This is a genomic window from Paenibacillus sp. 1011MAR3C5 (genome assembly GCF_003591485.1).
In the GTDB taxonomy this organism is placed as follows: Bacteria; Bacillota; Bacilli; order Paenibacillales; family Paenibacillaceae; genus Pristimantibacillus.
Genome location: NZ_QZCF01000010.1, coordinates 79,327 through 92,151 on the forward strand (window position 1 = coordinate 79,327; position 12,825 = coordinate 92,151).

Annotated in this window: 11 protein-coding genes; 6 read left to right on the plus strand and 5 right to left on the minus strand. The window is 52.8% G+C overall.

The window, feature by feature from the left end; translation table 11 throughout:
* Positions 1–32 precede the first annotated feature (32 nt).
* The 4 genes from D3P07_RS23415 to D3P07_RS23430 all read right to left on the minus strand — a co-directional run bounded on the left by D3P07_RS23415 (position 33) and on the right by D3P07_RS23430 (position 5,549).
* Entirely contained in the window at positions 33–1,850 is a 1,818-nt protein-coding gene (locus D3P07_RS23415) for a putative bifunctional diguanylate cyclase/phosphodiesterase (RefSeq protein ID WP_119802853.1), read from the minus strand.
* 415 nt (positions 1,851–2,265) lie between these two features.
* Positions 2,266–4,290, minus strand: coding sequence for a YhgE/Pip family protein (locus tag D3P07_RS23420; protein WP_119802855.1), 2,025 nt, complete (start codon positions 4,288–4,290; stop codon positions 2,266–2,268).
* A 104-nt stretch (positions 4,291–4,394) separates the two neighbouring features.
* Complete coding sequence (locus tag D3P07_RS23425) at positions 4,395–4,970, minus strand: TetR/AcrR family transcriptional regulator (protein ID WP_119802857.1); 576 nt, start codon at positions 4,968–4,970, stop codon at positions 4,395–4,397.
* A 132-nt stretch (positions 4,971–5,102) separates the two neighbouring features.
* Positions 5,103–5,549: a GNAT family N-acetyltransferase gene (locus D3P07_RS23430; protein ID WP_119802859.1), complete on the minus strand. Its 447-nt coding sequence runs from the start codon at positions 5,547–5,549 to the stop codon at positions 5,103–5,105.
* Positions 5,550–5,735: 186 nt separating this feature from the next.
* Here D3P07_RS23430 and ytxJ point away from each other — a divergent pair, with 186 nt between their 5' ends.
* Together ytxJ and D3P07_RS23440 are read left to right on the plus strand one after the other, a co-directional pair.
* Positions 5,736–6,074 carry a bacillithiol system redox-active protein YtxJ gene (gene ytxJ, locus D3P07_RS23435; RefSeq protein ID WP_119802861.1) on the plus strand — a complete coding sequence of 113 codons (339 nt, stop codon included), beginning with the start codon at positions 5,736–5,738 and terminating at the stop codon, positions 6,072–6,074.
* Between the two features lie 320 nt (positions 6,075–6,394).
* Positions 6,395–7,642, plus strand: a complete 1,248-nt coding sequence (locus tag D3P07_RS23440) for an S-layer homology domain-containing protein (protein ID WP_119802863.1) — start codon at positions 6,395–6,397, stop codon at positions 7,640–7,642.
* Between the two features lie 67 nt (positions 7,643–7,709).
* Here D3P07_RS23440 and D3P07_RS23445 read toward each other — a convergent pair whose 3' ends face one another.
* Complete coding sequence (locus D3P07_RS23445) at positions 7,710–8,519, minus strand: YheC/YheD family protein (RefSeq protein ID WP_119802865.1); 810 nt, start codon at positions 8,517–8,519, stop codon at positions 7,710–7,712.
* Positions 8,520–8,760: 241 nt separating this feature from the next.
* On the opposite strand from D3P07_RS23445, the gene D3P07_RS23450 reads away from it, so the two are divergent.
* The 4 genes from D3P07_RS23450 (at position 8,761) to D3P07_RS23465 (ending at position 12,651) form a co-directional block, all read left to right on the plus strand.
* Positions 8,761–9,981: a phenylacetate--CoA ligase family protein gene (locus tag D3P07_RS23450; protein WP_119802867.1), complete on the plus strand. Its 1,221-nt coding sequence runs from the start codon at positions 8,761–8,763 to the stop codon at positions 9,979–9,981.
* A gap of 33 nt (positions 9,982–10,014) precedes the next feature.
* Positions 10,015–10,989 carry a 2,3-diaminopropionate biosynthesis protein SbnA gene (sbnA, locus tag D3P07_RS23455; protein WP_310732574.1) on the plus strand — a complete coding sequence of 325 codons (975 nt, stop codon included), beginning with the start codon at positions 10,015–10,017 and terminating at the stop codon, positions 10,987–10,989.
* Positions 10,977–11,951, plus strand: coding sequence for a 2,3-diaminopropionate biosynthesis protein SbnB (locus D3P07_RS23460; RefSeq protein WP_119802871.1), 975 nt, complete (start codon positions 10,977–10,979; stop codon positions 11,949–11,951). The genes sbnA and D3P07_RS23460 overlap by 13 nt, the downstream gene beginning before the upstream one ends.
* Before the next feature lie 226 nt (positions 11,952–12,177).
* A complete protein-coding gene (locus D3P07_RS23465; protein WP_119802873.1) occupies positions 12,178–12,651 on the plus strand; it encodes a MarR family winged helix-turn-helix transcriptional regulator in 474 nt (157 codons plus the stop codon).
* Positions 12,652–12,825: the final 174 nt, after the last annotated feature.

Here is a 12,825-nt window from a genome sequence, read left to right on the forward strand (position 1 = left end):
AAAAGGGCAAGTGGAAACCAAATAGTCGCCATTCAAACCTTTGACTGATGCAGTTGTTTTAAGTCCAATAGCCGCTCAATCTCATTAGGCGGAGAGGGGCGCTGGAAATAATAGCCTTGTCCATATTCGCAGCCAAACTGCCGGAGCGCCTCGACTTCACGCCCCGTCTCAATCCCTTCGCAAATGACTTGCAGATTCATACTGTGTCCAATGTCGATAATAAGCCTCACAATGGATGCGGAGGAAACGTCGCTCGTTAATTCTTTCGTAAAGGAACGATCAATTTTCAGGTAATCCAGCGGCAGCTGCCCCAAGACGCTCAGAGAAGAATAGCCTGTCCCAAAGTCGTCAATAGAGATTTTAATGCCGTGGCGCTTAAGCTCGTTCAAAATAGGAACCGATTCCTCTACGTTTTGCATCATGCTCTCCGTAACCTCCAGTTCCAACAGCGCGGGGTCAAAATCCGTCTTCTCCAATATGTTCAGCACTCTGGATGGGAAGTTCAGCGACTTGAACTGACGAATGGAGAGGTTGACGGCTAACGTCAGCTTGGCATTCCCAGCTTCATGCCAGCTCTTAACCTGCCTGCATGCTTCCTCCAGAACCCATTCCCCCAGCTCCACGATTACGCCGTTCTGTTCGGCGAGCGGAATAAAGTGGGTTGGCGCAATCGGTCCCATGTCGCTATGCGTCCAGCGCAGCAGTGCCTCCACCCCGCGGATAACCCCAGTTTCCAGCTCTACTAGCGGCTGGTAGTGTATCGACATTTCATTTTTGGTTATGGCGCTGCGGATGTCGTTCGCCAGCCTGACTTGACGCAGCAGCTCCTCGTTTTTGATATCAGAGAAGAAGCGATAACCGTTTTTATCGCCGCGCTTTATGCTATACATCGTTTTGTCCGCATATTGGATTAGCGTCTCCCCTTCCTCCGCATCTTCGGGAAACAAGCTGATTCCTATGCTGGAGGTCGTATAAACCTGCTTGTGCTCGATGTGGAACGGGTTCTGGAAGGAGCGGACAAGCCGTTCCGCCAGATCAGCGATTTCCTCCTCCCTCCGATAGGAGCACAGCAGCACGAACTCGTCCCCGGCGTAGCGGGCAAGGAAGCAGGACGAATCCGCGAAATGGCGAAGATGGTCCGCAACGTCCCGCAGCAGTTGATCCCCCGCTCTGTGCCCCATCATATCGTTCACATGTTTGAACTGATCAAGATCCAGGAACAGGACAGCAAGCGGCTTTTGTTGAGCGATATCTGTATTGAGATGCTTCATTAACGATTGACGGTTCGGCAGACCGGTAAGCGTATCGTAATAGGCCATATGCTCGAGCTGCAAGAGAGCTTCGTTAAGCTGGGCATTCAGCTTGGCATTGGCCACATTTTCTTTCCTCAGGTTCCGGAAGTAAAAAGCTAGCAGGGAATAAAGAATCATATTGATGATGACGCCGCCCAAGATCGCCTGCAGCATTGCCGGCGACTCCTCGGGCCAGACAATCGGCGTAATATAAAGGTAGTAGCCCGCTGCTGCAAACACAGGAATCGGCGACGGCAGCAGGAACGCCAGTAAGACGAGCGTCAAATACATAACGCTAATCAGCTTGTCGAATGAAAGCTCCGGCAGCGCGTTGAAAAAAGAGACAAACGCAACAACAGCAAGGCCGTATTTGAGCCACAGCGGTTTGACCAGAATGGAAGCTAAGATAAACACAGCAAATACAAGAGCAAACATATGGCCTTGCGAGCTGCTGACGGAGCTGATCGTATTGAGGCTAAGAGATATCGCCGTAAGGAAGATGACGATAAGGGGTGTTATCTGTATAAGGCGTTTTATCCAGGCTTGCTTCCATTTCATCGATCGCGATGCCCCCTAATCGGCTATTATTTGCGGCTTGATCCGAGTTAGATTCTTCCACTTACAAATTTCCATATCATATAGGGGATTCCTTCTGTTTTTTGGCATGCGCAATCTTTTTTGTGAAAGCAGCCCCTCCTTGATTCCATGAATGTCGAGATTCAGATGACTAGCGCGTGCCTATGCCCCACCATATATGTTCGATCACCGGACGAGCTGTCTACCCATGATTCGAAGGTTACCAATAAATGCCGCCAGACCATAATAAAACGGCACCTGATAAAGGTGCCGTTTGCTCGCTGATAATGCAGCGTAGGTGGATGGAAAGGTATTTCACCGCTTAGCTAGTCGCGCATGCGGGCATGCCGCAAACATAAGGGCATCGTATATGATGCTTACGATGCCCTTAGTCCAATTATGCAATTGAGGTGGATGCTTCTTCTCTTGTGCCGCCTTCCTTGCGATGGCTTGCGATGAAGTAAGCCAGCGTCAAGCCTGCGAAGACAACAGCATAGATGCCGAGCAAGCCGGCGTCTCCCCACATGCGAGTTGTCTCGCCGCTGGAGATGACATCCTTCAGGCCTGCGACCGAATAGGTCATCGGCAGCCAAGGCGTTACATGCTGCAGCCAGCCCGGGATTAGTTCCAGCGGGAATGTGCCTGCGGAGCTTGTCAACTGCAGGATGAGCAGTACGATCGCTACGAAGCGTCCCGGATTGCCCATTGATGCAACAAAGAATTGAATCAGCATCATGAAGGTGATGCTTGTAATGATCGAGAACAGAATGAACAAGCCCATATTCTGTACTTCAAGCTTCAATAAGAAGATCAGCGCCGCGTCTGCGATCAACGCCTGAATCGTACCGACCAGCATCAACGTAAGCGCCTTGCTCCAGAACCAGCTCCAGCCGTTCGCCGGGCGAATCGCAGGTTCTTTAACAGAGTAAACAATCGTAATCAACAACGCGCCTACATACAAACCTAACGACAAGAAGTAAGGGGCAAACCCTGTGCCGTAGTTCGGCACTTCCGTTACCCGGTCCACATCAAGCTGGATTGGCTCGGCGAACATGCCGACCATTTCATCGGTCATGGACAGCTCCGATGTCTGCGACGATGCGTCGCTCAGCTTCGTGGACAGCTCATGCGTGCCGTCCTCCAATTCCACTAGTCCGGATGTTATCTGTGTTGCACCCTCTTCCAGCTGTTTCGCGCCGGAAGTCATGGAGCCTGCCGAATCATTCAGCTTGCCCAGTCCCTGGGACAGCTCGACTGTACCGCCTGACAGCTTGGCAAGGCCGCCAGCCAGCGTGTTTGCTCCCGTCTTTGCTTCACCCAATTTGGATTGCAGCGTATCTGCGCCGGAATTCAGCTGCTTCAATCCAGCTTCCAAACCATGCGCACCGGCGAGCAATTCCTGTTGGCCTGCGGACGACTTCTCAAGTCCGCCGGCAAGGCCTTTGCTTGCCGCGATCAACGCTTGGAAGTTAGGATCGGCGGCTAACGCTTCGTTCTGTGCAGCTAGTCCTTCCAATCCGGCGGTCAGCTTGGCAGCACCTTGCTCCAGCTCCGCCGTGCCGGCTGCGGATGCCGTCAGTCCTCCCGCCAGCTTCGATGCACCGTCATGAGCGCTTGCTGCACCGCTTGCCAATTGGCCGCTTGCATCGGCCAACAGCCCCATGCCGTTATCCAGCGATGCCGCGCCGTTCTTCAGCTCCGATGCGCCGCTTTGCAATTGCTTGCCTGCTGTATTCAGCTTGGAGACACCATCCTGCAGCGTGGCCGTGCCGCTCGTCAGCTTGCTCAGATTCTGCTCCAGCAGCTGCGCGCCATCCTTCGCTTTTGTTGTGCCGTCGGCAATTTTGCCTGCTCCGTCGCTTGCTTTCACAATACCGTCAGCAGCGGATTCCAGTTTTTCGAACACCGTTCTGGTGTATACTTCCGTTACTTCTTTATTCAGCAAGCCTTTCATTTGCTCAACCGCCGTATTGCCGATTTGCGCGGCGAGGAAGTTGTAGCTTTCGTTCGGCAAGAACACCAGCTTTGCCGGTTCCGGCTTATCCGAAGTCAGCGATGTCGTTTTCTCGGAGAAATCCGCCGGAATCTCAATCGCCATATAATATTTGTTGTCCTTCATGCCTTGAACAGCTTCATCCTTCGATACAAAAGCCCAATCGAACTTGGGATTCTCTCTTAACTTCCCCTCAAAATCATCGCCGATATGCATCTGCTTCCCTTGAAACTCCGTTCCCTGGTCGGAATTGACTACCGCTACCGGCAGATCCTCCATCTTGGCGTATGGATCCCAGAACGCGCCGAGGAACATCGCTGTATACATGACCGGAACCGTCAGAACCGCAATAACCGGAATCAGCACCTTCTTGTTGCGTGCGATCGCCGACAGCTCTTTGCCGAATTGCCGCAATCCCTTTAACTTCATATTTCCCACTCCTTGTTTGTCTGTGTATGTTTGCCAGCATTGCCAGTACGAATTGACTGATTTGGACAATTAGTCATTTTATGCCGTAAAAAAAGGCATCCCGCTTACGCCGGCGCCAGGCCTTGCTCCAGATAAAACCGTAATCGCTCCGCTACTTGCTCTTTCTTCAGCGGCTCATGTGTTTTCTTCCAATCTACCGTTAGCGCCATATACAGCTTCAGCATAACGAACGCCGTCATCTCCGGCTCGCAAGGCTTGATCTCGCTTTTCTCTACCGCGGACTTCACTTGGCTCGCAATGTAGCCGACTACCGCTCGCTCCAATTGCTGCAAGCCTTCCAGCGCCATCGGCGTGCCGATCTCCCGCATCTCCTGCGACAGCTTCAGCGCCAGCTCATGTTCCTCGCGGAAGTCGAGCAGCAGCTCTAATGCCGCATTCAGATTATCGAAGAACTTCCTCCCGGGATCGATCGCCTGCTCAGCGAGCCGCTTCATATCCCCGATCATCCGGTTCATGATCTCCTGGAACAGCTCTTCCTTATTCGTAAAGAACGTATAGATGGTGCCCTTGCCGACATTGGCGATCTTGGCTACCCCGTCCATGGTCGTCGCTTTGTATCCGAATAGCGAGAATGACTTCGCTGCCGCATCTACAATGAGCTGTCGTCGATCAATGGCCACTCGCAACGCCTCCTTCTTCCTCTGACTTCGTGACTGAATGACCAAAATACTAAAACGGTCATTTCGTTGCTGTACACATATTATCACGATTTATTTTCGAAAATCAACCCCAAGCTGTGATTTTTTTAACACTTAAGAGGAGATCCTTTTCGTGAAGCCTATATAATGCTGCCCTTCTCCCTCATAATCCTTCTCAAGCGATACTAAAAATCCTAATTTCGAATGAAATTGAATGGACCCTTCATTGACCGCCGACGTGATGCATCGGACCGTGCAGCATCCAAGCTCCTGCACTTTGTTAAAGAACATTTCATATAATTGCTTCGCGATTCCTTTATTTCGATAATCCGGATGAACGCCTACGAAGTGAATGTACGCTTCATTCTCTTGCGATTGAGATACAAAACCGATCAAAAAAGCGACCATGCGCCCCTCTTCTTCCATTACAAAGCTTGTATTCTGAAAATGGACAAAAAACAGCCGCTGCAATAAATGGTCCACTTGACGGCCGCCCCACCATTCATTAACGACAGGAACGATTTCGAAATAATCGGATTCACGTACGGATCGAATCATCACCAGCGATTCCCCCCTTATTAGTATTAAATAAAAAAAATTCTCCAGTAATTCCCGCCATTATAGCATAATCAACATGGTGAGAAGATTGGCCAAAGGATGACTTTAATCGCAAACTAGAGATATAATAACGACAGGATACGGTATGAGCCGATTCAATCCACCTATAGATGAAGGAGTGTCACGCATATGACATACAGAGAAATTACAACCGTTGAAGAATGGGATAACATATTCCAAGCGTCCGAGACCAAGCCACTCGTTGTGTTCAAGCACAGCACGACTTGTCCGGTCAGCGCCAATGCGCATGAAGAATTCAGCCAATACCTCGGCGGCAGCCCGAAGGATAATATCGACTACGTGCTGGTGAAGGTCATCGAATCCCGCCCTGTCTCCAATAAGATTGCCGAAGACACAGGCGTTAAGCATGAGTCTCCGCAAATCATCTATATCGATAAGAAGGCAAAAGTATGGACGGCGTCCCACTGGTCCGTTACCAAAGCCCATATCGGCGCAGTATTGGACTAATTGAGATTACCTACCCTTAAGACGGCTTCGAGAGCTTGATCGGCTCTTGGAGCCGTTTTTTTTCGTTCATGCGCCAGCATGGACGTTATCCCTTAGTACCTATGCCATTGTTCGTTATTGCGTCTTTTGCCCCCTGAGCCCTTTTGCCAAATATATGTAAATGAGACTATAGCTATCGCCCATCCCTATGCACAAAGCGCTAGCGTCAGTAGGGCCTTCCCGAATGCCAAGGTTGCATCATTCTGCCCATTCTCAATAACGCCCGGATATGGTTATCTAGAGGATGTCGGAATAAATCGATTTTGGGAGGACATGGATAGATGAAACGGTTGGCACTACTTATGATAGGCATCACGATGGTTTGGGCGGCCATTATGCCCTCTTCCGCATACGAAAAAGCGGTTGCGGCAACGGAGGCCTCTCCATTCCAAGACACCCAAGGCCATTGGGCGGAGAAAACGATCATCGAGATGGTCAATCGCGGCATTCTGGAAGGCTATCCGGACGGGACTTTTCGACCAGAGGAAACGGTGAAAGTGGATCAATTCGTCAAAATGCTCATTCTCTCGTACACCGATCTTCATCAGAACGGCTCACGCAGCTGGAACAGCGGTTTCATGAACGCCCTGAGTCTGGAGAACCAGGCGATCCTGAAGCAGGATTACCGCTACTTTACCTTTGCGCCGAATACGGTCGGCTACTGGGCCAAGGACTTTATTGATATTGCAAGCGATCTCCACTTCCTGAATAAAAGCCGCTATTCTGATTTTCAAATGGACATGACGCGCGAGAATGTGGCGGAGGTCGTCTACTATACGCTGCAGGAAACGGAATTTTTGGAAGACAGCATCTATGGGCAAAAAATGGCGCAAGCCTTCGGCGATATTAAAGGAGCTACGGAGCGGGAGCAGCGATTCATCGCGGAATCGCTTGTGAAGGGCATCATGGAAGGCTATCCGAACGGCTTCTTCGGCGTCGGCCAGAAGGTGACGCGCGCTCAGGCGCTTGTCATTCTGGAACGTCTGACGGTCAAGCCGCAGCGACTCAAGATCAACGTATCCCCTGACAAGCTGGAGCGTATCGTGCCTACGTTCGGCGGCGGCAGCAAGGTTATCGTCTTCCCGGACAAACGGATGTGGGACGCTTATGAATCGCTGCTGCTTGTCGGACAGCTCAGAGGCGCTAACCATGACCTGTATGATACGACGCTGCGCCTGTTCAAGGATCAGACAGAGAAGGAGAACGTTCTGAACCGTCCGGCAGGCACCACGGTCATCAATGAAGAAGCTGCGATCTGGCTGGATCCGCAATACAATACGTACGGCATCACGATGAGACTTCGCGACGGCTCGCTGGCGCGCAACAAGGAAGCCGTCGAGATGTTCGCCAACGGGCTGTTCGGCTACAACGCCATTGCCTTCAAGCAGTTGTTTAGTGAAGTATGCGAGAAAGTCGAGAAGGGTGAGGCGGTTACACAGACCCACGCATCCATCGGCAATGATACGATCAACATACTGATCGACAGCAAGCAGAAGCAAGTGATCTTCTCGGTCGCAGCCAAAAAGTAATGATCGGCGCTTGCGGACATAACAGGGCAGCATGCATTTTCGCATGCTGCCCTGTTTTATATTGCGGCTACAGTGTATTTTTCGCCTTGAAGCAATTCAATCTGTAATGTCTGCCATATTGGCTTCCATAATAGATGATTCGGCGGATCATCGTCTGATCCGGCAAGATGGCGAACGGACAATGATCCGGCGTCGTATTCACTTCCAGAATCCAAGGCCTGAACTGGCTGTCTATGGCAACATCCAGGCCGATTTCATTCAGCCGTGGATACTTGCGGTGCAGCCGCTTGACTGTGCTGATACCGATGTCCTCCAGCCTCTCCTTCAAGCTGTCTAGTTGCGAGGGGCTCATATGGGCGCTCAGCACCTGCTCCGCGGTCAAGATAGAGCCTCCTTGGCTGCCGTTGGTGACGATCTTCTCCGGATGAGCAATTCTAGCGACTATCCCGGTCATCTCCCACCCGCCTTGCGGCGAGCGTTGCACAACAACGCGCAGGTCAAACCGTCTACCCTCGTATTTCAACAGATGAACGCCTCTTTGCACGAGGTAGCTTTTGCCCAGCGTGTCCCTTTTCAGAGAATGGTAGAGCCCGTCGAAGCTGTAGAACGTCTTGTGGTCGCCTCCAAGCTGATACCAATACTCTCCTGAGCCAAGCTTCTCGACCCTCATGACTCCCTTGCCCAGCGATCCATATGTCGGCTTCACATAGACCATCTGGTGCGCATTAAGAAGACTATGCAGCGACAAGCGGCTGAACTTCCTCGTAAGCGGAATATACCCGCGCAATCCTTGATCCCGCATCATCACATTTGTCTTGGCCCATTTGTCGGATACCCGATATGGCTTTCCGCTTGCTTTCACTTTAAGCTTAGCCATTGTCCTCAACCTTGCTCCCTTCACGCCGCCCGCGTGAACGGCGATATTATTTTGTCGTCTCCGGCTCCTGTCTATAGACTTGTATCTCTCCCAATCTCGTTCTATTACTACTATACGAAAATATATAAAAATCGCTTTAGGCCGCTGTCGTCATAGCCGAACCATCGGTACGCTCGCACATATGCTTTAGTAACGGCATGATGGACGATCGCATCATAATGCTAGGAGGATGACTATAGCCATGAATAATTGGAAGCTGACCGATCAGCTGCGCCTCATCGCGCGGCTGCATCCTTGGTATGAGCCGTTATTGCGCCAATCTGGCATTACTCTCTCAGAGATAGATTGCAGTCCTCCCGCTCTGGCGGAGCTGCCGCTCGTAACCGCAGCGGTGCTGGACCGCTATTATTACGCGCAGCCAGAGCGTATGGAACCTGGCTTGTCCATCTATCGGACTTCCGGCACCTCGAGCGGCATCCGCAAGTCGATCTACTATTCTCACGAAGATGATCTTCGATATATCGAAGCCAAGAAGGCTTCTTTTCTGGATTGGCTTGGCCCCCGTCACGCTATTGCGAAAGCGATGGCGGATCTCGGCACGGGCCATGCCGCCAGCACCGCTATTGCGATCTTTCAGGATCTTGGCATGGAAGCAGAGGCTATCCCTTTTACCGCGCCTGTTGAGGAGCATGTTGCTAAGCTTGAGCGCTATCGACCGCAGCTCCTCTATACGATGCCGTCTATTCTGGAAGCCATTGCGGATGCGCTCTCTTCCCCCCTCTCCCTTGGTCTGCGCAAAATCATTTTGGTGGGCGAGCTGGCTTCGGCGGAGTGGCAAGCAAATATGGCTGGCCGCTTCGGGATAGGCGCTAGCGATGTACTGGATACGTACGGCTCGATCGAGATCGGCGCCATTGCCGCATTTTCTCACGAGCTCGGCCGCTATGTCTTGTCGGACGATGTGTACGGAGAGTCTCTCCCCGCTGAAGCGCTGGGTTATGAGCCCTTAGGGCCCGATGAAGGTGTTCTGGTGCTGACCTCTTTCTCCCGCGCCCTCTTTCCCGCCATGCGTTACGTCACATACGATATCGTCCGGGATTTCCGCATTGTCGTCCATCAAGGACGAACGCTTCATACTTTCGCATGCATGACCAAGCGCATCGGGCCGGAATTGAAGCACGGAGAGAAAATCAGCCTATACGACATTGAAGAGGCCGTGCACAGACATCTGGCGGACGCTTCTCTAAGAGTGCAAGTGGAATCTAACAAGCTGAAGCTGTTTATCAAGAGCAGCCGGCTGGACGACTCTGTCGCGAGCGCTATTCAGCATGATGTCGAGCATAAGATCGGAGATATCGGCATGATGATCCGCAACCGGCTGCTGCAGGGCATAGAGGTTATACACGTAAGCGAGCGGGATCAGCTTCCTGCCGGTCCTGTGAAAGCCAAGAAGCTATATTAATGAAAGGTGCTGCTGACCATGAGGGAAAGCTGGTTGGATAGAATCGGAAATACGCCGCTCGTTCCGCTGAACAGGCTGTTCGGCAATACACGCGGCATACGTGTCTTCGGCAAGCTGGAGCTGATGAATCCAAGCGGCAGCGCCAAGGACCGTCCGGCTCTGCGCATCGTGCGCAGCGCATGGGATGAGGGGCTGATCGCCCCCGGCTCCGTCATGATCGAATCAAGCTCCGGCAATATGGCGATCAGCCTTGCCGCCATCTGCTCCATTCTGGGCATCCGCTTCATAAGCGTCATTGACCCCCGCACCGCTTCCGCCAATATCGCCATTATGAAGGCATACGGCGCCGAGGTATCCTACGTGGATACGCCCGATCCGCAGACTGGCGAATTCCTGCCCGCCCGGCTGGAGCGCGTCCGTCAGCTGCGGGAAGCCTTGCCCGGCAGCTTCTGGCCGAACCAATATGCCAATCCGAACAATTATCTGGCGCACTATGACGGAACCATGCCCGAGATCAAAGCTTCGCTGGGCAGAGTCGATTATATCGCTGGCGGCGTCAGCACATGCGGCACGATGCTCGGCTGCTCCAGATACATCGCCGACCACGGATTGGCAACCAAAGTCATTGCCGTGGATGCGGCAGGCAGCGTCATCTTCGGCGGAGAGAAAGGCCCGCGCCGCTTCCCCGGCCTTGGAGCGGGCATCATCCCTCCATTCGGCGAGACCCGCTTCATGGACTATGCGGTGAACATCACGGACCGAGAGATGGCCGTAGGCTGTCGCAGATTGGCAGAGACTGAGGCCATCCTCGCGGGACCGTCCTCCGGCGCTGTTATCGCTGCCCTCACCGGGATGCTTGACGATATTCCGGATGGCTCGACATGCGTCGTGATCCTGCATGATCGCGGAGAACGCTATATGGATACGGTCTTTAACGATGCATGGATGCGCGAGCAATTCGGCGCGGCGATACTTTCGGAGGGAGGCGACTACGCTTGCTCTACCTAGGCGAAAAGGACCTTCGGGTGATCGGCTTCCGCTGGCGCGAACTGCTCGGCGTAATCGGAGAAGCTTCCCGGATGATTGATCAGGGCGAGTACGCCCAGCCGCTTAAACCCTATCTGCGCTACGGCAATTCCGCTAATCGCATCATCGCGATGCCCGCTTATATTGGCGGCGGCATCCATGCGGCCGGCATCAAGTGGATCGCCAGCTTCCCCGGCAACCTCTCCGCCGGCCTCCCGCGCGCGCATAGTGTCACCGTATTGAACGACGCCGACACCGGCAAGCCTTCCGCCATTCTGAATACTGCGGCGGTCAGCGCTGTGCGTACTGCGGCTGTGAGCAGCTTGATGCTGGATCGCTGGCTGGCCAGCCGCTCGGCGGACAATCAGCGACTTCGAATCGGTATTATTGGCTGGGGGCCGATCGGACGCATCCATTACGAGATGTGCCGCTCGCTGTTCGGGGAGCATATCGATCATATTTACCTGACCGATATTCGGGGCGTGGAATTGGAGGTCAGACTCACAGAAGATATGAATGACCGGATTAGTGTGACAGAGCACTGGCAAACCTGGTATCCGCATTGCAACGTCATCCTCACTTGTACAGCAAGCTCCGCACGCTACATTGACACTCCTCCCGCTCCCGGCACGCTGCTTCTGGATGTCTCCCTCCGCGATTATCAATTGGAGGCGATCCGGGAGGTTCGCACCATTGTCGTAGACGACTGGACAGAGGTATGCCGGGAGAACACCGACATCGAGCTGCTGCACCGGGAAGCGGGCTTGCAAGCGGAGGATGTTATGACGCTCGGCGATGTCAGTTGCCGGGACGCTCTGGGCGAGCTTGCCGATGGGGAATCGGTGCTCTTCTGCCCCATGGGCATGGCCGCCTTCGACGTCGCCGTCGCAGATTGGTTCGTTAAGCAAGGGGAGATGCTAGGCATCGGGACAATGCTGGAATGAAAGTTCGGATACGAGACGTACTTGTCGCCGCTATACTTCGACTCCACCTCCCCCCTTTTCTGCGGGTTTCATTTATACTTGGAATCCCCCTATTTAAAGGGGACTGAGTATTCGTTGACAAATTGAGGGTCATTCGCTACTATTTAATTTAATGCAATTTAATTGAACCCATTAAAATAGATGAGGTTGGCCGTTCTATTGTCGAGCCCATGTTGGAGGCACTCTTATGCAACCGGATCAAACGTTGAAGCTGGAAAACCAAATTTGCTTTGCGATCTACGCTTGCTCGCGGGAGTTGACTAAGCTCTATCGCCCGCTTCTGCAAGAGCTTGGACTGACGTATACCCAATACGTCACGATGCTTGCCCTGTGGGAGCAAGATCAGGTCACAGTCAGTGCACTTGGGGCCAAACTATATCTCGATTCCGGCACGCTGACTCCGCTGCTAAAAAAACTGGAAGCCGCAGGCCTCGTTACCCGCACCCGGGACAAAAACGACGAACGCAACGTCGTCATCGCCCTCACAGAGCAAGGAAGTCAGCTCCGCGAGCAGGCGTTAGATATTCCGGAAAAGCTGCTGTGCCAACTGGACGCATCGCCAGAGGAAGGCGCCTTCCTGCTTGCACAGATGCAAGAGCTCATGGCTCGCGTGCAACAGCGCGCGAATACCGCCGATTCGAACACGAAAGGAGACGAATAAGCTCGTCTCCTTTTTTTAATGCGCTGGTTCTTGCTCCCCACTCGACTGCTACTCAGACCCATTTAAGTCGATTCTGCCGACTTGCTCCCCACTCGATTGCTACTCAGGCACATTTAAGTCGATTCTACCGACTATCTCCCCACTTCACCGCCGCTCAGGCATATTTAAGTCGGT

Coding starts and splice junctions, on each gene's coding strand:
- D3P07_RS23450 (WP_119802867.1), top strand. CDS start 8,761: ATGAATAATTGGAAGCTGACCGATCAGCTGCGCCTCATCGCGCGGCTG.
- D3P07_RS23445 (WP_119802865.1), bottom strand. CDS start 8,519: ATGGCTAAGCTTAAAGTGAAAGCAAGCGGAAAGCCATATCGGGTATCC.
- D3P07_RS23440 (WP_119802863.1), top strand. CDS start 6,395: ATGAAACGGTTGGCACTACTTATGATAGGCATCACGATGGTTTGGGCG.
- D3P07_RS23465 (WP_119802873.1), top strand. CDS start 12,178: ATGCAACCGGATCAAACGTTGAAGCTGGAAAACCAAATTTGCTTTGCG.
- D3P07_RS23420 (WP_119802855.1), bottom strand. CDS start 4,290: ATGAAGTTAAAGGGATTGCGGCAATTCGGCAAAGAGCTGTCGGCGATC.
- D3P07_RS23415 (WP_119802853.1), bottom strand. CDS start 1,850: ATGAAATGGAAGCAAGCCTGGATAAAACGCCTTATACAGATAACACCC.
- ytxJ (WP_119802861.1), top strand. CDS start 5,736: ATGACATACAGAGAAATTACAACCGTTGAAGAATGGGATAACATATTC.